The organism is Candidatus Atelocyanobacterium thalassa isolate ALOHA, from assembly GCF_000025125.1.
GTDB classification, from domain to species: domain Bacteria; phylum Cyanobacteriota; class Cyanobacteriia; order Cyanobacteriales; family Microcystaceae; genus Atelocyanobacterium; species Atelocyanobacterium thalassae.
Genome location: NC_013771.1, coordinates 1,194,927 through 1,216,523, shown reverse-complemented (window position 1 = coordinate 1,216,523; position 21,597 = coordinate 1,194,927). Strand labels below are relative to the sequence as shown.

Below are 21,597 nucleotides of genomic sequence, written 5' to 3'. Positions count from 1 at the left end.
AATAGTTTTAGTAAAAATTATAAATTTTTTTAAGCTATTTTATGTAGAAATATTAAAGTACTTAATTAATTTCATTAGAATTAAGATAATTAGGTATTGAGTTAGGTTATTCTAAGATAATAATTTTCATATTCTACATAAGCTGCTTTAATTACATGTAGTTGGTAGAATATGCTATAAGGTTGAGGTATAATTTCTAAATGTTCTTTGCCTTAAGCTCATCTTAAAAACTAATTATGGAGTATGGCAATTAATAATCTTTGTCTTACCACCATATTATCAACTACTTATTAACTATCTATTTTGACTTATGGACGCTGATGCTTTTACTTGGATCGGTATATGCGCGGGCTCATTAACAACTATTTCTTTTTATCCTCAATTGGTAAAAACTTGGAAAACTCGCGTAACTAAAGATATCTCTTTAGCTATGTTTCTATTATTTTGCTGTGGGTTAATCCTTTGGATTACTTATGGTATTTTGCAAAAAGATATTCCAATCATTATGACTAATATTGCTACATTTATTTTAGCTTTTCCTATTTTAGTGATGAAACTTAAATATAAATAATTGAAAGCTATTTTTTCCTAAAAATGATTTGAAGGAAATTATTTCAATAACTTTTGATGCAAACAACTACTTTAGGATTTCCTTGAGTAGTTGTTCCATAATTAGCCATAACTGATAAATAAAACTGACACATATTTGGAATAAAATATTTCTCCAGATCCTTCATTTACACTTTTTTCTGCTGAACTTTCTAGATAAAATCTATAAAATTAATCATACCTCTACAAGATTATGCAATATTAAATTAGATTATAAAAATTTTTCCATTAAAATAATCTATCAACATTCTTAAATAGTTTTTATTTAAATTTTTAAATTATTTTTATTGTTTAAAAATAAACTATTATGTTATTTTGAAAAATTGATCAGTCAATACGGGAAAATAACATTTCGCCTTGAACTGCGAGCTCTCCATCCACTGTACCTTCACCCTTCATTTTTGCAATTCTATTTCTTTTTAAAGTTAATAACTCAACTGTAATTATTAATTGGTCTCCTGGAATAACAGGACGACGGAAGCGGACTTTATCAATACCCGCAAAAGCAAAAAAAACTCCCTTCATCCCTGGTAGTAAAGTTAAAACAACTCCTCCAACCTGAGCAATAGATTCTAAAATTAATACTCCTGGCATTATTGGTAGACTTGGGATATGACCAGAGAAAAAAGGTTCATTAATAGTTACATTTTTAATTCCAACTGCTTTTTTAGCAGGAATATAATCAATAATTCGATCAACTAAAGAAAAAGGATATCGATGAGGGAGAAGTTCCTGTATCTCTTGAATAGTATATTGAGTTTGACATTTACTATTATTAGAGGGATCTTCTATAAATTCTTCCATAACATCATTATATTTAGATACGATAGTTTATAGATTACCGATAAAAACGGTATTTTCGCTTATTTTACATATTTAGGTACATGTGTAAATCATTTCATAATCCTTAACGATTTGCAAATATATATATTTTATAAAGCTTTAACCAGAAAATATAAGTATAAAATAGAATGCTAAATAATATAGTATAAAAATCTATGTTAGAAAAATGATTTTCAGTCAGATTTTTAAAATAGAATAATAATCTGTAAATAAGAAAATTTTTCATTTATTATGATCTCGCGACACTTTATGTCAAGATAATATGACTATTAACTTTTGATTAAAAATTCCTAATAATTGATAGATATGAAGATTGGAGATCGCATTCGTATTATAGAATCTATTATCGTTTATCACCATCCAGAACATAGGCAAGAAGCATTTGATCTAAAAGGGATGGAAGGAGAAATTATTAATATTATTAGTGACTGGGAAGGTAGACCGCTTAGCGCTAATTTACCTTTATTAGTCAAAATTAGTGAGAAATTTAAAGTCCATGTTTGTGATAACGAAGTAGAAGTTTTAAGAAAAACTGAGAACTATTAAACTAACCGGATTATTTATACCTTTTTATTTGCATTACTAACTGTTTTTCATTTCAGATATTAAAACATAAATATATCTATACAAACTATTATGAAAATTGATCAGTTAATCAAAACTCTGCCAATTAATTTTTTTTTATTGTTCGTTTCTTGATACTAGTAATTATTAGTTCATTATTAATTTTTACAAGTATTACATTAAGCTCATCTGCTAATCCTGTAAAAGTTACCTTAATGATGCAAGCACTAGAAGCTAGTCAATGGAAACCTTTTGTAGAGGAATTTAATTATCAATATTCTGATATAGAATTAGAAATTGTTGAAGGTCCTAATGCTACTAACCAAGTTGAAGACTTATATACTTCTTCTTTTTTGTTAGGAAATTCTCCTTACGATCTAGTATTTATGGATATTATCTGGGTTTCTAAATTTGCTGCTGCCGGATGGTTAAGAAGCTTATCAGATAGACTATCAAAAGTAGACTTAGCAGCTTTTTTGGAGGGAGATATTAACGGTGGTATGTATCAGGGAGAGCTATATCGAATCCCTATACGTTCCGATGGAGGTATCCTTTATTATCGTGATGACTTACTAGAGAAGGCTGGATATAAACCACCTAATACATTTGAAGAGTTAATAAATATATCTAATGCTTTACAAGAAAAAAAGTTAGCTGAGTGGGGCTACTTGTGGACTGGTAAGCAATATGAAGGTTTATCTGCAATGTTTATGGAAGTTTTAAATGGGTATGGTGCATTTTGGATCAACCCTTACACTCTTGAAGTCGGACTAGATAGTCCAAAAGCTATTGAGGCAGTCAATTTTCTACGTCGTACATTAGATAGCAAAGCTTCTCCGATGGGGGTAACTACTTATGCAGAAGAGGAAGTAAGACGACTTTTTCAAACTGGGAATGCTGTTTTTATGCGTAATTGGCCTTATGCTTTTGGTTTATTATCTGACAGTAGTTCTCCTGTTCAAGGTAAATTTAAAATCAAGCCTATGGTTCATGCTAGTAATTACTTTAGTGGTTCTTGCTTGGGAGGTTGGGGACTTGGTATTACAAAGAATAGTAAACATCCTGATGCAGCATGGGAAGTTATTAAATTTTTTAGTAGTGAAGAGGTACAACGTAGATTTATCTTAGCAACAGGTTATGTCCCTAGTCGTCGTTCTTTATTTAATGATCCCGAAATATTAACTAAGTTTTCCTATTACCCCCAGCTGCTAAATGTAATAGAAAACTCAATCTTACGCCCACCTATTCCTCAGTATGCACAAGCTTCAGATATTTTACAGCGCTATTTAAGTGCAGCAATTACTGAACAATTAACTCCAGAGGTGGCTATGGAGCGAGCTGCCTCTGAAACCAGATATCTCTTAGGTAAACAAAAAAATAATAACTATTAAACTATCTACTTGAGATGTATTCCATAAGCTCAAAAAAAAATTGTTATTTTTGAATTATCCTATTGATTATTAAATCAAAAGCTATTAATTCCTAAAAAATATAAACTCTTAGTTGTTTGTCAATTAATAATGTCTTGCTTCCTGCAGCAAAATCTTTAATAATAATGACTAGCTTTTTGTGAGAAACTTTGTGTCACTTAATAAGAAAAAATCTCGTTCTTTAATCGATATAGCTGGGATTGTAGCATTCGCAACTTTAATAAGTAAATTATTTGGATTAATTCGAGAACAATCAATCGCAGCAGCCTTTGGTGTAGGTCCAGTTATTAATGCTTACTCGTATGCATATGTTATCCCTGGTTTTTTCTTGATTTTATTAGGAGGAATTAATGGACCATTTCATAGTTCTCTTATTAGTGTTTTAACTAAAAGGAAGAAAACTGAAGTAGCACCTTTAGTAGAATCGGTCACCACATTAGTAACTATATTTTTATTAATAATTACTATTATTCTTATTTTATTCGCCAATACATTTATTTCAATCTTAGCTCCTGGACTAGAGGAAGAAGTAAAATTAATCGCTGTTGAACAACTACAGATTATGGCACCGTTAGCATTATTATCAGGGCTAATTGGTATAGGTTTTGGGACTCTTAACGTTTCAAATCAGTATTTACTCCCTAGTATTAGTCCCTTATTTTCAAGCTTGGTTATTTCTTCTGGAGTATGGATTTTCATTTGGCAGGTAGGTGCAGATATCAACAAACCAGATAACTGGTACCTAGGAGGTATGGTCTTAGCAGGAGGAACATTGATTGGTGGTTTGTTACAATGGTTAGCTCAGCTTCAATCTCAAGTAAGGAGAGGAATGGGTGGAATTAAATTACGCTTTGAATTTAATACACCTGAGTTGAGAAATATTATGAAAATAATGATCCCAGCCACTTTTGCTTCAGGTATGTTGCATATCAATGTTTATACAGACTTATTTTTTGCATCTTTTATTCCTGATGCAGCTGCAGCAATGAGATATGCTAACTTTATCGCTTTAACTCCTCTGGGAATAATTTCCAATATGATCTTAGTTCCATTTATGCCTATTTTTTCGCAGTTAACTGCACCAGAGAATTGGAATGAATTAAAATTAAGAATTCGTCAAGGTATTTTCCTAAGTGCTTTAACTATGCTGCCTCTAACAGCGATTTTTATTGCTCTTGCTCCTAAAATTATTCGCGTGATTTACCAACGTGGTGCATTTGAAATGGATGATGTATTTATAGTAACTCCAGTCTTAATTGCTTATGGGATGGGAATGTTCTTCTATTTAGTAAGAGATGTTTTAGTTAGAGTATTCTATGCGTTAGGTGATGGTGAAACACCTTTTCGTATTAGCCTGTTTAATATATTTTTAAATTTTTTATTAGACTTTTTATTATATAAACCATTTGGTACACCTGGTTTAGTCTTTGCAACTATTTTAGTTAATCTAATTTCTATATTGATATTTTTAGTTATTTTAAATCGTCGTCTACAAAAATTACCAATCAAAGATTGGAGTATAAGTATATTAAATCTTATAGGGATAAGCTCCATAGCATCTTTTTCAGGATGGATAGTAAGCCACTTCTTACATAAGATATACATCGGAAATAATTTAGGAATACAATGCTTACAATTATTTATTTCTAGTAGTACGATTTTAGGAGTATTCTTTGTTTTATCTACGCAGTTACAATTACCCGAAATTGCTCTATTGAATAATCAGTTAAAGAAAAAACTGCAACGATAATCATAAAACTTTTTAAGAAATTAAACATTTAGGAAAGGGAATCTTAAAATTCCCGTTTTCCGTATGTTGCTTAAAACCAAGTATTTTTAGTTGTTATCATTAGTGGTATCAGCAGCATTCATATCTTCTTGATCACTACGATTATTAGAATAAGACCTTCCTCTAGAAAAAGAGCGAGAAGCTTTTTGACGGAATTGACGAGCGTAGGCTTGATTCCTTTCAGCTTTTTCTTTTTTTAAATTTCGACGTTTAGCCATAAAATATCCTCTATGTAAATAGTAAACAGTTTTTCAATAGAAATAAACAAAAACATCTAGAATAATCACTTAGAATCTATAATTTTAATTAATTTTTTAAAATTAACCTCTAAAAGTCTATTCACGGGGTTTTGCTTTATTAACTTTTAATATTCTCCCCATCCATTCTGATCCATTTAGCTTATCAATTGCTGCAGATTCTTGGTTTTCTGTCTCCATTTCTACAAAACCGAAACCTCGCATTTTTCCAGTTTCCCGATCAGAAGGAAGATAAACTTTTTTAACTTCACCATATTCTTTAAAGACATTAGTAACATCTGCTTCTGTCGCTTCAAAGGAAAGATTACCAACATAAATTGACATGGGGATGTTCTCCTTAATCTTAGAGTTGTAGAGAGATAAAACTTCGGAGAGCAGTTGGCCAATATTAACTTCGGACAAATACCTACTTGATACTGACAACAAACTTGACTACCGATACCTCACCCTCAGTTATCATCGATTATCTTAGCACTTTATTTTAAACAAGAGCAATTTTCTAAAAGCAAATAGTCGACAAATTTTTAGCAATTTATAGATAAAATTATAGTTTTACGTAAACTATAAATGAACACTAATAACAATATTAATTAGATAATTTATATTAATAGAAAAAAAGGTTGTCAATAATAATTGACAATAACCAAGTATAAAGCTAAAAAAACGCTTGATGGTAATCGAAGAATATCTCCGTTAGTGCCAAAACCTAGTTAGGTTAATTCTTATGACAACCTGATAGAAAGATTGTTTAAGTAAAATTAACAAGTTAATTACTTAAAATAAATAATATTTGTTGAATTTATTTCGTTTAATCAACATTTCTATTTAATCTAAGTCTAACTCCTTTTAAATCTTCCCCATTTAATTCCTCAATTGTGTCTTCTTCCTGCTCTTTATCGCCCATATCTATTAGAGCATATCCTATTCTTTCTCCAGTTTTTGGATCAAGAGGGAAGCGGACTTGCTTAACTTCTCCATGTTTCTTAAAAACATCGGTAACCTCAGCCTCTGTAATATCAGTAGGAATTTGTCGCATATAGATTGTCATTGAAGTGCTTTCCTTAATCCTAGGTGTTTAAGAGATAAAATCTTGTTAGTAGCTATCTAATACTAGTTTTAAATAAAATCACACAATATTGATAACAAACTAAGTCAATAATTTTTATTCTCATTCTTTGGACAATATTAACATTTTCTTCTAAATCAAATCAATTTTATTAATAAGATAAAATATCAAACTAGAACTGTGATAGTTTGTTAAGAGAAAATCTTTATGTAGACTTCTAAGCGCTATCATGCCAAAAATAAAACTTTAATTCATAGACTGAATTTGCTTTGAAAATATTTTATTTTTGGTTTTATTTTCCATATTTCTTAAAAAAGTACTACTTTTTATACAATTTTTACAAGTTAATAATCAAAAACGCGTAGAAATATGGTCATGTTGAGTAGAAGAAGTCCTGAAATAAATCTAAATCTTATGAATATCAATGATTATTTAGACAATGATATTGCTGAAGAAAAATTATTAGAGCTGATGACGCTGGAAGTCCACCGTTATATTAATAGTATTAGTCAGGATCATAACAATTTTTTATTGCACAAAAGAAAAATTGATCTTTTAATCAATCATATAGAAATAATAAATAGTACTATAAAGAAAGAATTAAAACTTCATACTATGGATCCTTCTACTAATAGTAAAGATATAGAGAGTCAAATTAAAGATGATACAGTATCAAAGGATAACATCAGTTCTAATAATACGAATAAGAGTTCTATCTTTAGTACTTTGGTTAACTCAATAGCTCATTTTCAGATTTCTTTAGATTTTGTAAAAAAAATAGCCATATATCTAGTCATAATAATCATATTATTGACTTTATTAATATCTTCATTTCCTAAATTCCAATATCTTAAGTCAAAAATGGTAGGAACTATTATTCATTCTGATTCAGCCGCAAAAATTGATTTAGAAAATAATGAGCTTTCAGTTTTACAGTTTCTAACACCAGAAGAAGAAATTATTATTAATGTCCAAAGCAGAATAAATGATTTAATAACTTCTCATCATGAAACACTTATTGATAGTTTTGAAATCGATTTTTCTAAAAATTGTTTAGTACTACTTATTAATAAAGAATGGTATGACTTGCCAGTCAAAGAACAAGATAATTGGACTCAAGAAATTTTTGAATATATACAGGAGCTAAATTTATCAAAATTAATTATTAAAAATTTAAATAATGTAGTTATTGCGAGAAGTCCAGTAGTAGGTAAACAAGTTGTTATATTTAGAAGACATATCTAATGAAATTATTTTTTACATATTATGTCAAATTCAATTATGTACCAAGAAGATGGTTTTATCGTTCTTGAACCAAATAAACAGGAGTTTTTAACTTATGAAGAATTATTAGAAAAACTCAAAAATATTTTATTTAATCGTAAGGATAACCTACCTCACGAGTTACAAAATATTAAATCATTGGAAAGTCAAGCTAAGTATCTCATGGAAAATTTCTGTGATCTAGAGATGGGTCCTGATACCTATTTACAATGGTACGTAGTACGCTTAGAGAAATAATTTTTCTTTTTTAGTTATATATGAATTAATCGATATAGTACTTAATATTATGATTATTAACAAGTTAGAGTTTATTAAACTTTGGTCACAATCAATTCATCCAATCGTAATGTTCTCTACATTATTATTGCTTTTCTATGTATCGTATTTAGGATTTCAATTACGATATATTCGTACTTCTGATAAAGAAGTTAGGAAAGAATTAATAAATAAAAAAATTAACAACAGACATCACCAACTAGGAGCATTACTCTTAAATCTAATAGTTTTAGGTAATCTTGGGGGTATGACTATAACTTATATTAATAATGATAAATTATTTTTTAGTCCTCATTTATTAATTGGCCTGACTATAACTGGTTTAATTACCATTTCTATATCTTTAGTACCATTCATGCAAAAAGGAAATAATTTAGCTCGTAATACGCATATAGTTTTCAATCTTTGCGTAGTTATTTTATTTACTTGGCAAGTTATTAGTGGTGTAGAGATAGTGCAGAAAATCATTGAGAATATACAATAACAAAAAAAGGGATAAAGAAAAAGTAAAATAAAAACTACTTCTTTCTTAATACTTAGATTATTATCAAGTAATATTTATCGTTAATGTATTGCAAAGATATCTGGATCTGAACTTTAAGTTATTTATCTTAAATATGAATTAAATAAAATATCTAATTTCTGTAGAGATATATAGTTAAACATTTCTAGGATGTTATTTAAAGATATATTAAGTTTTAAGTGATGAAAAATAATACTTATAGAAAGTAGACCATGAAAAGTTCAATGAGAGATATTTTTTTATGTTAAAGTTAATGTAAGTTTTTGGATAATAAAAATGGCTAAAGAAACAATTCAGGAACAAGTAAAATTAGTTAGAGATAAAAGAGAATTTTTAGTAGGACTTTTAGAAAAGCCAGATCTAGGTATTCTAAAGATTGATGTAAGACAAGCTCTCGAAGAACTAGATGAACTTATTGAAAATTTCGAAAAAGTTTTTTCTGAAAATCTATAATTAATTACTGAATAGTAATAATTCATTTTTAAATTTATATTTAATTAGAACAACAAGAAATTACTTGATATCTTGTTGTTCTTTACTTGTTAGTAATTAAACACAAATAACTAAATGATCGTAGTGATTATAGTTCACTAAAGTTACAGTTAGAGACGCTTCAATTAAAAAAACTTAAAAACATAGAAAATCACTATATATATTTTCAAAAGGATATTGATATTAAGTGATATGTGTAATGGAGATTTAAAAAGTGACTAGATTTATTTGGTATTCTTTTAAGCTTATATCTATTCTTTTATTACTAGAACTACCTTTCAATATATTGATTCCTAGAGTAGGAGACGCTAAAGATACATCTTCTTATAATAATTTAATCTCATCATCATTACCTGATCCTGATGGTAGCTTGAATGAAATAATCAATAATATTAATTATTTCAATACTAGTCTACTTAAAGCTAATAATTCAAATCTTGTTTTCTCTAAAATTAAACATAATAGAGTTTATATTCTTGCTAAGACAATTCTTCCTAAAGAGATTGTATGGGTCCCAGGTGTTATTTGGCGACAGCAGTTCATAACAGTTAAAAACAAAAAAGGGTATAATATTTTTCCTGTCAATCTTTTAGAGATTGACAATAAATCGTCAAAGGTTATTTTAAGGCCAATTACTAGTAATCTTAATGGTCAAATTGGAACTTCTTCTTTAGAGGAAATTGCAAAAAAATGGCGTGTTGTAGCTGCCATAAATGGAGGTTTCTTTAACAGAAATAATAGATTGCCCTTGGGAGCCATTCGTCACAACAACGATTGGTTATCAAGTCCTATCTTAGGCCGTGGAGCTGTAGGCTGGAATGAAAACGGAAAATTTTTTATTGATCATTTAAGTTTAAAAGAGTTTCTAATCTTAAATAATGGCGAAAGAATTTCTATTCAATCTTTAAATAGTGGATATATTCAAGCCGGAATATCCCGTTATACCAAGGAATGGGGAGAAAGATATGAGACTATTAGTAATAATGAAATTATCATTTCTATAAAAAATAATAAAGTAGTAAAGAAGCAGAAATCAAAGGAAATAAAACAAAAGTACTATATTCCCAATGATGGATATTTGTTAGTTATTCGTAAAAAAATTTTTAAGTCTGATTTATTTTTTATAGGGAGTACATTAAAAATAGAAAGTAAAACAGTCCCTAAAAAATTCAATCAACTATCTCATATTTTAGGTGGAGGTCCTTTACTAATAAATGATGGTTCTATATCGTTAAATGTGAAAGACGAAAAGTTTACTAAAAGTTTTCAGAAGCAAAAAGCATCCAGAAGCGCTATAGGTATAACCAACAAGGATAAAACTATTTTAGTAACAGTTCATAATAGCATAAACAGCAATGGAGTTAATCTAAATGAAATGGCACAAATTATGCAAAAGTTAGGATCAATCAATGCTTTGAATTTAGATGGAGGAGGTTCTACTAGCTTAGTTTTAGGTGGTCGTTTAATTGATCGTTTTCCAGTTACTGCCGCAAAAATTCATAATGGAATTGGAGTATTTATTACTCAATAAATTTTGCTGAATCTTATATTGTTAATAATCATTATTGCCAATGGTTCCAATTATTATTAAAAATGGATGTATGGGGAAATTTGATAGGATTTTTATTGTCAGTTAACTTTCGTTGCAATTTTTGCAATTTTAAAGACTGGAAAGATGGGCTTGTTATTAATTGATAAGGTAAAATTTTTTCATTAATAGCAAAATCTGCGATGGTACCTGCCGCTGCACCTGATGACCATTCAAAAGAATGAACTCGATATGCAGCAGCAGCAATATGACTAGTCGCGATACCTTTGCCTGCAATAATTAGATTATCAATTTCTTGAGGTAATATTGCTCTTAAAGGTATTTGAAAAGGAAAAGTTTTCCCCTGACCTTGTCTTTCATTATTTCGTTCACTATTACCTGCTTTTTCTGGTATTTCTTCATTCATACAAGGATGAAAATCTATAGGATAATGGCCAATACCTATAGAATCAAAATAAATTGTCGATCTTTGGCTACTAGATGAAGATTCCATGACTTTTTTTTCATTTAAAATTGAGGAATTATTATATTTTGCTAAGACCTTATTTAATTGTTGATAAATGTTAAAAGATAAAGTTTCCTGATAGTATTTACTCCTATAATTTTGACGTGAAATATCAATCTCATTAATTGAGAATCCATTTTTATGGGTGAAAGATTTTCGACCTAATATGCGTCTTGATTCTCGAATATAAGGATATTTAGACAGACCATGATATGTACCCATAGGAGAACGTAATCCTTTCAGATAAGTAGTATTTTTATTTATTCTTTTCACTCCTTTCTTAAGTTGAGAATCCATAGTCCCTGATACTAACCAATAAAAATAGCCCTTGGAATGTTCCTCACCTTTGCGAAGAGTTTCTCTTCGTAATCCTCCCATCCATTTACCAGGATTTAATTGATTCATACTTTTCAATTGTGTACGTGTATAAATTAAATTATCTTTAGAATTACCTGGACGATAATCATTACCCCATGTCCAATTTTGCATTGAAATATCTCCAGCTGTAGGAATTGAAAATTTTATTCTATTAAAAGTTCTAGTCTTTCCTTTACTAGGACTCCAAATACGGCGATAAGTATAAATCAGATCAAAGTCTGCTAAACGTTCTAGCTCATAACTGTAGTAAGGCGAATATTGAGAATAAAATTTAGGTATTTTATGTACTATACTTTCTGAGATAGTTTCCATTGCAAACGTATATGTAAAGCCTTGCGTGCAAAAAGGGTTACCATCTTTACTTGAAGAGGAAGGCTCTAAATAGGATACTGGGTCAACTCCTAGACGATAAGGAACATCAGATAAAGCTATAATTTCTCCTGTTTCGGTAGCTTCAATAATATACCAATTTGCAGGTATCGAATTGTTCTGGAGTTTTGGAATAAAACGAATAATTTTTTTACTTAACCTAGTAGAATTTTTATAAGAATATATATCTTGGATAATTTGAGATAGCGGATAAGAATTTAAAGAAAATCTATCTTCAATAGAGTGATGCTGAATAGCAATAACATTTGTAATTTGTTTTCCTGTACTTTTATTTGAATGTTTGCTAATGCTTAAGTCTTTTACAACAGTTGAAGGAAACCAGATAAAATGTCCTTTACCTTTCCTTTCAGCATCTTTTAACATATCCATCAAAATTTTATGACCTTCTTTAGGCATAAAGCATGATTTGCTAACCCAACATTCTCCTGGGTTAAGCTTTCCATAAAATTTCTTAATACGCTCTCTTAGCTCTAAATAACCTCTAGAGTAAAATAATTGTGATCTTTGAGTAGGCCTTTCATCTAATGCAGAAGTTCCTTGAGAGGAAATTTGTCCTCCAATCCAATCCGTAATCTCTGTTAAACATACTGTTCTTCCAGCTAATAAACCTTCATAAGCAGCAGCAGTACCAGCAAGACCTCCACCAACTATTAGCAATTCGCATTCTATCTCTTTATCAGGATTACGAGGAAGAACAGCTAAAGTATTAGAGCTCAGTAATTGTAGTGTTATTAAAGTAAACGGAAAAATTAAAAAAAGTAATTAATTTTTTTGAACATAGTTAATAAAGAGATATTTCTTAACTTAATTAATTTTTAATTAATAGATAAAAACTTAGATTAGAAATAATTTTACGAAAACAGATAATACAATTTTCTTTATCTTCTCAAAATTTAATTAAATAAAGCTATTCTAGATAGTTATAGAATATATGTTTTTAAAAAATAATTGAATTATTTAAAGGTACAACCTGAGTACCAGGATAATAAAAATGAAGAATTTTTTTCTCATTCCATCCTAAGTTGGCTAAATTATAAGATCCGTATTGACTAAGTCCTACTCCATGCCCAAAACCACCCCCAATAAATGTGTAACCTATAACTTTATCCTGCTTATCATTTATAGGTTCAAGATAGAAAAGAGTACTCCTGGGAGGGCCAAATGCACTACGAACTTCATTTTTCTTTAATTCAATAATTCCAATGTCTGTATCTACAATTGCGTTCAATATTCTACCGGATACTGAACGTTCATCTATTTTGATCGAATTAATAATTTTGAAATTTGATAAAGGATGTTTTTGCATTACTAAATATTTTCGTAAATCTTTAGCTAATTCGATTTTAGTAGTTTTATGCTCCCAACGAAAAGCACTTCTTCCAGTCTCATTAAAGCCTTTTGTTAACTTAATAAAGTTGCGAAAGGCTTCTTCTTGATTTAGAGGCTTTAAGGTAAAATTCCATATATTATTTTGTGGAGAATCAATAATTGTCTTTAAATAAGGTCTTTCTTCTCCATCCCAGACATCGGTAAAGTTAGCGGTAACTCCTCCTGTAGTCGAAGAATAAAGAGCATCTACTAACTTGTTTTGATAGATAAGTACTAAATTTTTAGTATCATTAATTGCTTTATCTATCTTTGAGTTCACTCCATTAAGCCCATAATATACTTGGCAATGCGTATTAGCGCAAAGTTCATAATCATCTGATTTAAATCTTCTCAAATTACGTAAAGCGTATGTACGAGCAATAATTGTTTGGGCTTTTATTGCATTTATTGGAGCATTAGGCCCTATTTCATGAGGAACAACACCTTTTAAGTATACTTCTACCGGAACATGATTAACTAAAGTATACGTTCCATATGCATTAGGTTGTAATTTTAAACTACCAAGATAAGCTCTTTTTTTTTGTTCTAAATCAATTACGTGGATAGGATGATTGTTAGGAATAATTTCAATATAATCGCTATGATATTTTTTCCCATTAGCTATAAACGTTGCCTGAGACTTATTTAATAAAACAGTAGATTCTATATATGGCTTATTATAGCCCTTTGTTTTAAGGTTATCTAACAGCCAACGTCTTAATAAGGGTGTTTTGTAGATATCTCTTTTAGCCCAAACTTGCCATCGCCCTGGCTGCGTAATTTCAGTTTGGATACCTTTCTCTTCCCATTTTTTAGAATTATCTTCAGCAGTTTCAAAGGTAGCATGATCACTTAAAATAATATATTCTTTCAGAAGAGGCTTAGATAATGGTCGACTTAAAATATTGAGAGTTATTCGATTTGTGATCAAGCTCTGAAAATGGCCCTTAGAATTTTGAAATTTAATAGTTAGCGTATTCTGATAGTCAGTAGTAATCAGAAGTTGATCTTTTTCTTTTTCTCCGAATCTTTGCACTATACCAATATTAATATTAATATCTTTTGCAAAAGCTTCTGAAATAAAAGTATTTTCTAATGGGATCAAAAGAAAAGAAAGAACAATTAATATTTTTTTTAGCAACTTTATTTATTAACATACCTACTATCCTATTATATTTTCGTATTATGAATATCTTAAATAATAAAAAATGACTGTACTATAATATAAATTTTAGTCTTTCAAGGCTATATTTTGTTACAGCTCTTAAAAATACTACTCTACATAATATAAATCATATACATTGTAATCATAAAGTTTTCTATCTTTTTGCTACGTATAAGATTTCTTAACTATAATTAAATACCAAATTCTTAAAAATAATAATGATAATATCTAATTTACGCTACTACCATATTGTTACTTTTGGTTGTCAAATGAATAAAGCTGACTCGGAACGTATGGCAGGTATTTTAGAAGATATGGGTTTCCAATGGACAGATGTTCTTGATCAAGCAAATTTGATCTTATATAATACTTGTACTATAAGAGATAGCGCTGAACAAAAAGTTTATTCTTATCTAGGAAAACAAGCTAAACGTAAACATAAAGATCCGAGCTTAATTCTTGCTGTTGCGGGTTGCGTCGCACAGCAAGAAGGAGAAAAAATACTCAGGAGAATTCCTGAACTTGATTTAGTCATGGGACCACAACATGTTAATTATCTTGGAGATTTATTAGAGCAAGTATTAAAAGGTAATCAAATTGTCGCTACTGAACCTATTCATATCATTGAAGATATTACAAAGCCACGTAGAGCTAGTAAAATAACAGCATGGGTGAATATCATATACGGTTGTAATGAAAGATGTAGCTACTGTGTTGTTCCTAGTGTAAGAGGGCTAGAACAATCTCGTACTCCTGAAGATATTTGTTCTGAAATTAAATTATTAGAACAACAGGGATATAAGGAAGTTACTTTGTTAGGTCAAAATATTGATGCTTACGGAAGAGATCTGCCTGGAACAACTGAAACAGGAAGAAATCAATATACTTTTACAGATTTGTTATATAGAATTCATGAAGTTTCTAACATTAAAAGAATAAGATTCGCGACCAGTCATCCTCGATATTTTACAGAAAGATTAATCAGTGCATGTCATGAATTACCAAACATTTGTGAGCATTTCCATATACCTTTTCAATCAGGTGATAATGACATCTTAAAAAAAATGAAGAGAGGTTATACGCATCAAAGATATAGACAGTTAATTGATAAAGTTAGGTATTATATGCCTAATGCCTCTATTACTGCTGATGCTATAGTGGGATTTCCAGGAGAAACAGAACAACAATTTGAAAATACTTTAAAGCTAGTAGAAGATATTGGATTTGATCAATTAAATACAGCAGCATACTCTCCTCGCCCTGGTACTCCTGCTGCTACCTGGAGTGAACAAGTAGATGATGATATTAAAAGTGATCGATTACAAAGACTTAATCATTTAGTAGGACAAAAAGCAGCTGAAAATTCTCGAAAATATTTGGGGGAAATAGAAGAAATACTAGTAGAGCAGGAAAATCCTAAAGAAAATAATCAAGTAATGGGAAGAACGAGAAAAAATAGATTGACTTTTTTTCAAGGAAATATTGACGATCTCAGAGGTGAATTGGTAAAAGTCAAAATTACAGAAGCTCGACCCTTTAGCTTAACCGGAAAGATATTAAAATGATATTTTCTAACTTAGAAAATATCATTAGTATGAGAATGTTGTTTAACATTATCTTCTGCTGAAACTGTAACCATTGTATTTAAAACTCTTTTCTTCTCTAGTGAGAAATTGAGATTTTTCTTAGTACTTCCTAGAGAAATTTTAGAGCAAATATTAGGATTTCTCTTATATGTTCTTGCAGAAGCAACAGTACGCTCAATAAAAAGATCGCAAAACTTTGCTTCTTCCGGAAAATGAACAGTTTTTGTCAATTTTTCATCTATGATGATTTCTCCAATAGTCATAGCACAAATAAATTCATAAGAGGTTGGAATACCTTTTAAAATTATTTCTAACGCTGATGAAGGAATAGGTTCAATAATTTTAATCTCATCAAATTTTCCATCATTTTTTAAAAAACAAGTTGCTAATCCAAATATACAATAATCATTATTAGTAAGATCAGGCGTATCCAAAAACAAGTTATTGGTAGACATTATAAGTATAGGTTCCCTTAATAAATTATATTTTTGATGTATGCTATTGTCTCATAAAACTTATAGTTATGGTTTTTAAATATCATTAAAAATAAAAGCTTATGAAATGCATAAGAAATAAAAAAATCTTTTCTAAATTATTGAAAATAGATTTTTGCTAAATAAATCATATTAAGTAAAGTTAATTATTCAATAAAAGAAGAATTAAGATAGAAATACCTAATAATTAGATTTTTTATAGTTATTTTCAAACTTTTACTAGAAAATATTGTCCCTTAATGAGAGTTTTTCTATAAAATTTATAGTAAGTAGTAGAGGATAATTTTATGAATACCTCTACAGTTAGTATTAGACCTCAGGAATAATCTCTTCGGTAACATCTGAGTCTTTCTTGCTTGTAATATCTAAACTCCCTGACTCACATAATTCAATTTCTGATTTTTCTTGTAACCAGTTTAAAGTTTTTTCAACCATAAGTTGCTCTTTTACTGTTACATATAGTTTATCAAGATCAATATTTTGTCCTTTAAGTTTTTCTTTAAGTTCATTGCTTTTACTTTCAATTTCTTTTTCTTCTATTGCAATAGTTTCTACAGAAGCTATTTCTTGAAGAATAAGAATTTTTTTAAGTCTTACTATAGCTTCAGGATGAGCATTTTCTCTTAATTTGGGTAAATTGTCTTTATTGAAGATTGTTGATAAATCAACTCCCATCTCTTCCATTTTCATTGCAGTTTGAGTTAGAAGTTTAGTTATTTCTTCCTGTATTAAAGTATCAGGTAGGTCTACAATACAGTTTTTAGTTAACTCTTCTGTAATTGCGTTATGAATATTGTCTTGAGTTTCTGACTTAGCAGACTCGATAAATTGTTTCTCTAAAGAATTTTTTAATTCAGTTATGGTTCCAAATTCACTAACTTCATCAGCAAAGTCATTATCTAGTTCAGGAAGCTCTTTAGCTTTTAACTCTGTTAATTTAATATTAAAGTTAACAGACTTTTTGGCTAAGTCTTCTCTAGGATAATCTTCTGGAAAAATTAATGGTAATTCTTTAGATTCTCCAGGCTTCATTCCTACTATTCCTTCGATCATTCCTTCAATAAATTTTCCTTTTTCAAGATCAACACGGAAATTTTTCCCTTCTACACCTTCAATTGGTTGATCCGCCACTTTTCCTTCAGAAATTAGGAAACCTTGATAATCAACTATTGCCACATCACCTATCTGAGAAGAGCGATCTTCAACAGGAACTAGTGTTGCTAGTTTTTCTTGACGTTCTTTTAGCCAATTCTCAACTTGTTCTGTATCATAATTTTTTTCTTCCGCCTTTATACATAGCTCTTTATATGTCCCTAGCTGAACTGAAGGAGGAACATCAATTTGAGCTGAAAATGTAAGAGGTTGACCAGGTTGGAACTCATCAATTAATTTATCTAAATTATCTTTTAAAGTATAGTTACCTATAGCTTTTATAGACTCCTTATCTATAGCTTTTTTTAAACTATCTTGTACTAATTCTTCTAAAGTAGCTGCTTTAATATAGCGATTTCCTAAACGTTGTAAAAGAATAGAACGAGGTACTTTTCCTTTACGAAACCCAGGAATATTGGCAGTACGAGCCAAGGTATTAATCTTAATTTCATAAGCTTTTTGAGCGGTTTCAGCAGGGATCTCAACTTTTAAACCAATTTGACTGTTAGGGAGTTTTTCCTGGGTTATTTTCATAGATTTTATAGTTCTGGGAATTTGTCATTACTTCATATTCTATCAATGTTAAATGAAGATGGGCTAGGATGTTTTAATTTCTGTCCTAGAAAAAAATATCGTGTATAAATTAAAAACAAAATATTTTACTTTCTTCATTAATTCAAAAATTTATTATCTTAGTAGTTAAACTAATTTAAGGTAAATATTAATATATCTTTTTCTAATTTTTAAAAAAATTTTTATTTTTAAAAAGTCATATCTAAATTATTATTAGAGATAATTATTTGTTGAAATTTGATAGTAAATTTAATCTAAAAAAATATTATATGTCTTTAGCTGTTACCAACTCTGTCATAATGGATCGTTGGATAAATGAACCTCTTAGTAACTTTTCTGTATCTAAAAACCTTAACAATGTTCATTTTTATTTAGACCTGGTATTGTTAGCTAGTGAGTCTTTAATTCCTATTACTACAGATATGATATTTCAGTCTTCTCTAGACTTAGGGATGAATACATATTTAACAAAAGAAATTAAGCTCTGGTCTGGTCAAGATGTTAAGAAATCTCGGGATTTCCTAGAAGGTTGTACTGTAAAACAAACAAAATTATCAACAATTCTTATATGTTGTGTTGTTGGGCAACACGAGGAGTTAATCCGTAGAGCAATTACCTTGCTTGAACAAATGACACAACAAAATAAAGATCCAAAACAGAGTACACTACTTGGTAAATATTTTAGTAATTTTAGCTACTACTATAAATATAAAGTAAAAGAAAACAAAAAACTATCCATAGACGAAGAGTTTCAATTGGCCTCAAAACTATTGTTAGACTTATTATTTTATAGTTCAGATAGTGGATATATTCGTTTGTGGTCAACCTCATTAAACTATAGCTTGTTAAATTTTCATGATATTACTGAGTAATCACCTTATACAGACTTTTACGCCACCTACCTGTACCTTGAAAATATGGGATAAACGTTCTTTGGCACTTCGTTTACAAAAACCGATACTGTTAGATGATATTGAATTTGAATTATCATTTGACGATCCTAAAGTTATGGTAGAAGATCAGATTAGTATTTCAGGTAATCATTTTCACCTGAAATCTCTATGTGATATTGTTCAGTCGTACATTAATAATAATCTCAAGAATACTTTCTCTTTTATAGATCCTCGTAATAACCAAAACAAATTAATTAAAATTAGTGAAAAAAAATTGGAAGAGGATATCTATAAGCTAGATCCTTACTTTTGTTCTGATGATCTTTTCACTCATAATCTTTTCCTTGGATATTTAGCAAATAATAATACTTGTTCATCTATTAAACTTAATTCTTGTCAATTATTTGATCTTTTATATGCTTTAGAAAAATATATTCATAATATAACTACGCTAACAAGTCAGAAAAAAGTTTTTTTCAATAATCAATTTTTTACCTTAAGTAAAAAATTAATTATTGCTTTTATATTTACTAATTTTTTCATCATTGGAATCAAAATTAACAAAACATTAGAATCAAAACATACAGATACTGAAAAATTAGTAAAATCTCAAGAAAATATTCTTTCGTTTTTAGATGTTGTTCCTCCTGTCCCCCCGGAACTAAAGCCTTCTTCACCTTCTCCTTCTTTACCACCATCCTTATCTCAACTATCTCCATTACCGCCTCCTAAGAAAATTACTCAGTCACTACTACCACTAAATAAATCTAACCCTCCTAAATTTCAATCCTCACCATCAAATTTATCTTCTAAATCTAGCAGACCACAAATTAATGAAAACGATGCGAAAATCTCCGGCAATGTCAATTACCTAGCACAACCTCAAGTATCATCAAAATATTCCAGACTACCTACTCCACCGATATTGAATAGGAAGACTTTTGTCAGGGAGAAAAATATTAATAAAGAAAATACATCTGATCATCTTTTAGCTTTGGAAGATAAAAATTTAAATAAGTACAACATGGAAAATAAATTATCTATTACTATTCCTCAGCTTGATGAGATTCAAGAATATTTTCAAAAAAGATGGAAACCTTTAGAAAATTTGGAACAGACAATAGAGTATCGTTTAATTATTGAAAATAATGGTTCTTTTAAAAAAAGTATTCCTTTAGGTCATTTGGCTATGGTTTATCGTTCCCAGATAGAATTTCCAGAAGCTGGTTCTCCTTTTGTCTCTCCTTTAAAAACATTAAATAGTCAGTCAATTCGTCTTGTATTAATTCCTGATGGTACTGTCAAGACGTTATTGGAATGAAAATCAATTATTCATATTTAAATATTCGGTATGTATAATTTTTCAAGAATTTGTTCTTTTTTGATTTTACTATGTAACATTAGTAAGAGTATATAAATAATACAAGCTAACTGTGGAGATAACCTTTTTAGGAACTAGTTCTGGTGTACCAACTCGATCACGTAACGTTTCAAGCGTAGCTTTACGTCTACAACAGAGAGGAGAAGTTTGGTTGTTTGATTGTGGAGAAGGGACTCAACATCAATTATCAAAAAGTGATGTTAAGGCTTCTCAAATAACTAAAATTTTTATTACTCATATGCATGGAGATCATATCTATGGCCTAATGGGACTAATAGCGAGTTGTAACTTAGCAGGCAATCGACAGCCTATTGAAATCTATGGTCCTCAAGAACTAGATAATTACTTAAGATCCTGTGCACAATACTCTCATTTCAAATTGCCATATGGTATTCGCATTAATGAGATTAGTTCAGGAACTTTTTATGAAGATAATGAATTTATAATTAGTGCTAAATTGTTACGGCATCGTATACCAGCTCATGGTTATTGTGTTATTGAAAAAGATCGTCCAGGACGTTTTGATGTGAAAAAAGCTGTTTCTTTAGGAATTCCTCCTGGACCAATTTATGGTGAGCTAAAACAAGGAAAAACAATTCAATTAGATGATGGACGCTTTATTAGAGGACAAGATCTATGTGGAAAAGTAGAAAAAGGACGGAAATTAATTTATTGTACAGATACAATATTTTGTGAAGAAGCAGTTGAGTTAGCTAGAAATGCTGATATCTTAATTCATGAAGCAACTTTTGCACATCAAGACTCTCAACTTGCATTTGAACGTTTACATTCTACCTCAACTATGGCTGCACAAGTTGCCTTGGGTGCGAAAGCTAAAAAACTGATACTTACTCATTTTAGTCCTCGTTATGCGCCAGGAAATAACTTGCAACTAAGCGATCTACTTAATGAAGCAAAGGCTATTTTCCCTAATACTATTCTTGCTCATGATTTTATGACCTACAGCATACCAAGACATATTGAGCAAAATAAATCAATAAAATTAAAATCTATTAGTTAAATTGATATA

Annotated in this window: 22 protein-coding genes; 13 read left to right on the top strand and 9 right to left on the bottom strand. The window is 29.6% G+C overall.

Annotated elements, in window-relative coordinates; all coding sequences use genetic code 11:
- Positions 1 to 310 precede the first annotated feature (310 nt).
- The gene (locus tag UCYN_RS05075) at positions 311 to 571 is read left to right on the top strand and encodes a SemiSWEET transporter (RefSeq protein WP_012954442.1); all 261 of its coding nucleotides are present in this window, start codon (positions 311 to 313) and stop codon (positions 569 to 571) included.
- 43 nt (positions 572 to 614) lie between these two features.
- Here UCYN_RS05075 and UCYN_RS06265 read toward each other — a convergent pair whose 3' ends face one another.
- Together UCYN_RS06265 and fabZ are read right to left on the bottom strand one after the other, a co-directional pair.
- The gene (locus UCYN_RS06265) at positions 615 to 737 is read right to left on the bottom strand and encodes a hypothetical protein (RefSeq protein WP_012954441.1); all 123 of its coding nucleotides are present in this window, start codon (positions 735 to 737) and stop codon (positions 615 to 617) included.
- Positions 738 to 936: 199 nt separating this feature from the next.
- Positions 937 to 1,413 (bottom strand): 3-hydroxyacyl-ACP dehydratase FabZ, encoded by a 477-nt coding sequence (gene fabZ / locus UCYN_RS05070; RefSeq protein WP_012954440.1) that lies wholly within the window; start codon positions 1,411 to 1,413, stop codon positions 937 to 939.
- Between the two features lie 345 nt (positions 1,414 to 1,758).
- Between fabZ and UCYN_RS05065 the strand changes: the two genes are divergently transcribed.
- The 3 genes from UCYN_RS05065 to murJ all read left to right on the top strand — a co-directional run bounded on the left by UCYN_RS05065 (position 1,759) and on the right by murJ (position 5,196).
- A complete protein-coding gene (locus UCYN_RS05065) occupies positions 1,759 to 1,998 on the top strand; it encodes a ferredoxin-thioredoxin reductase variable chain (RefSeq protein ID WP_012954439.1) in 240 nt (79 codons plus the stop codon).
- 233 nt (positions 1,999 to 2,231) lie between these two features.
- Positions 2,232 to 3,407: an ABC transporter substrate-binding protein gene (locus tag UCYN_RS05060; RefSeq protein ID WP_148207772.1), complete on the top strand. Its 1,176-nt coding sequence runs from the start codon at positions 2,232 to 2,234 to the stop codon at positions 3,405 to 3,407.
- A 190-nt stretch (positions 3,408 to 3,597) separates the two neighbouring features.
- Complete coding sequence (gene murJ, locus UCYN_RS05055) at positions 3,598 to 5,196, top strand: murein biosynthesis integral membrane protein MurJ (RefSeq protein WP_012954437.1); 1,599 nt, start codon at positions 3,598 to 3,600, stop codon at positions 5,194 to 5,196.
- Between the two features lie 86 nt (positions 5,197 to 5,282).
- Here murJ and UCYN_RS06210 read toward each other — a convergent pair whose 3' ends face one another.
- From UCYN_RS06210 to UCYN_RS05045, 3 genes are all read right to left on the bottom strand, one after another.
- Positions 5,283 to 5,453 (bottom strand): Asl3888 family RNA-binding protein, encoded by a 171-nt coding sequence (locus UCYN_RS06210; RefSeq protein WP_012954436.1) that lies wholly within the window; start codon positions 5,451 to 5,453, stop codon positions 5,283 to 5,285.
- A gap of 117 nt (positions 5,454 to 5,570) precedes the next feature.
- Positions 5,571 to 5,816, bottom strand: coding sequence for an RNA-binding regulator (gene rbp, locus UCYN_RS05050; RefSeq protein WP_012954435.1), 246 nt, complete (start codon positions 5,814 to 5,816; stop codon positions 5,571 to 5,573).
- 484 nt (positions 5,817 to 6,300) lie between these two features.
- Positions 6,301 to 6,540: an RNA recognition motif domain-containing protein gene (locus UCYN_RS05045; RefSeq protein ID WP_041487778.1), complete on the bottom strand. Its 240-nt coding sequence runs from the start codon at positions 6,538 to 6,540 to the stop codon at positions 6,301 to 6,303.
- A gap of 387 nt (positions 6,541 to 6,927) precedes the next feature.
- Between UCYN_RS05045 and UCYN_RS05040 the strand changes: the two genes are divergently transcribed.
- The 5 genes from UCYN_RS05040 (at position 6,928) to UCYN_RS05025 (ending at position 10,664) form a co-directional block, all read left to right on the top strand.
- Positions 6,928 to 7,803, top strand: coding sequence for a hypothetical protein (locus UCYN_RS05040; RefSeq protein WP_148207771.1), 876 nt, complete (start codon positions 6,928 to 6,930; stop codon positions 7,801 to 7,803).
- Positions 7,804 to 7,824: 21 nt separating this feature from the next.
- Complete coding sequence (locus UCYN_RS05035; RefSeq protein WP_041487777.1) at positions 7,825 to 8,079, top strand: CRR7 family NDH-1 assembly protein; 255 nt, start codon at positions 7,825 to 7,827, stop codon at positions 8,077 to 8,079.
- A gap of 49 nt (positions 8,080 to 8,128) precedes the next feature.
- Positions 8,129 to 8,602, top strand: a complete 474-nt coding sequence (locus UCYN_RS05030; RefSeq protein ID WP_012954431.1) for a DUF4079 domain-containing protein — start codon at positions 8,129 to 8,131, stop codon at positions 8,600 to 8,602.
- A gap of 315 nt (positions 8,603 to 8,917) precedes the next feature.
- On the top strand, positions 8,918 to 9,094 hold the full coding sequence (locus tag UCYN_RS06205; protein ID WP_012954430.1) for a hypothetical protein: 177 nt from the start codon (positions 8,918 to 8,920) through the stop codon (positions 9,092 to 9,094).
- Between the two features lie 253 nt (positions 9,095 to 9,347).
- Positions 9,348 to 10,664 carry a phosphodiester glycosidase family protein gene (locus tag UCYN_RS05025; RefSeq protein WP_012954429.1) on the top strand — a complete coding sequence of 439 codons (1,317 nt, stop codon included), beginning with the start codon at positions 9,348 to 9,350 and terminating at the stop codon, positions 10,662 to 10,664.
- A gap of 31 nt (positions 10,665 to 10,695) precedes the next feature.
- Here the strand turns inward: UCYN_RS05025 and UCYN_RS05020 are convergent, their stop codons facing one another.
- Together UCYN_RS05020 and UCYN_RS05015 are read right to left on the bottom strand one after the other, a co-directional pair.
- A complete protein-coding gene (locus UCYN_RS05020; RefSeq protein ID WP_041487776.1) occupies positions 10,696 to 12,705 on the bottom strand; it encodes an FAD-dependent oxidoreductase in 2,010 nt (669 codons plus the stop codon).
- Between the two features lie 187 nt (positions 12,706 to 12,892).
- A complete protein-coding gene (locus tag UCYN_RS05015; protein WP_012954427.1) occupies positions 12,893 to 14,464 on the bottom strand; it encodes a SpoIID/LytB domain-containing protein in 1,572 nt (523 codons plus the stop codon).
- 242 nt (positions 14,465 to 14,706) lie between these two features.
- On the opposite strand from UCYN_RS05015, the gene miaB reads away from it, so the two are divergent.
- The gene (miaB, locus tag UCYN_RS05010) at positions 14,707 to 16,053 is read left to right on the top strand and encodes a tRNA (N6-isopentenyl adenosine(37)-C2)-methylthiotransferase MiaB (RefSeq protein ID WP_012954426.1); all 1,347 of its coding nucleotides are present in this window, start codon (positions 14,707 to 14,709) and stop codon (positions 16,051 to 16,053) included.
- Between the two features lie 11 nt (positions 16,054 to 16,064).
- Here miaB and UCYN_RS05005 read toward each other — a convergent pair whose 3' ends face one another.
- The gene (locus UCYN_RS05005) at positions 16,065 to 16,529 is read right to left on the bottom strand and encodes a hypothetical protein (protein ID WP_012954425.1); all 465 of its coding nucleotides are present in this window, start codon (positions 16,527 to 16,529) and stop codon (positions 16,065 to 16,067) included.
- Between the two features lie 348 nt (positions 16,530 to 16,877).
- Entirely contained in the window at positions 16,878 to 18,254 is a 1,377-nt protein-coding gene (gene tig / locus UCYN_RS05000) for a trigger factor (RefSeq protein ID WP_012954424.1), read from the bottom strand.
- A gap of 308 nt (positions 18,255 to 18,562) precedes the next feature.
- Here tig and UCYN_RS04995 point away from each other — a divergent pair, with 308 nt between their 5' ends.
- The 3 genes from UCYN_RS04995 (at position 18,563) to UCYN_RS04985 (ending at position 21,588) form a co-directional block, all read left to right on the top strand.
- A complete protein-coding gene (locus UCYN_RS04995) occupies positions 18,563 to 19,165 on the top strand; it encodes a DUF3038 domain-containing protein (protein WP_012954423.1) in 603 nt (200 codons plus the stop codon).
- Positions 19,149 to 20,507: a DUF4335 domain-containing protein gene (locus UCYN_RS04990; protein WP_012954422.1), complete on the top strand. Its 1,359-nt coding sequence runs from the start codon at positions 19,149 to 19,151 to the stop codon at positions 20,505 to 20,507. Before UCYN_RS04995 ends, UCYN_RS04990 begins: the two co-directional genes overlap by 17 nt.
- Before the next feature lie 112 nt (positions 20,508 to 20,619).
- Positions 20,620 to 21,588 carry a ribonuclease Z gene (locus UCYN_RS04985; RefSeq protein ID WP_012954421.1) on the top strand — a complete coding sequence of 323 codons (969 nt, stop codon included), beginning with the start codon at positions 20,620 to 20,622 and terminating at the stop codon, positions 21,586 to 21,588.
- The last annotated feature ends 9 nt before the right edge of the window (positions 21,589 to 21,597 follow it).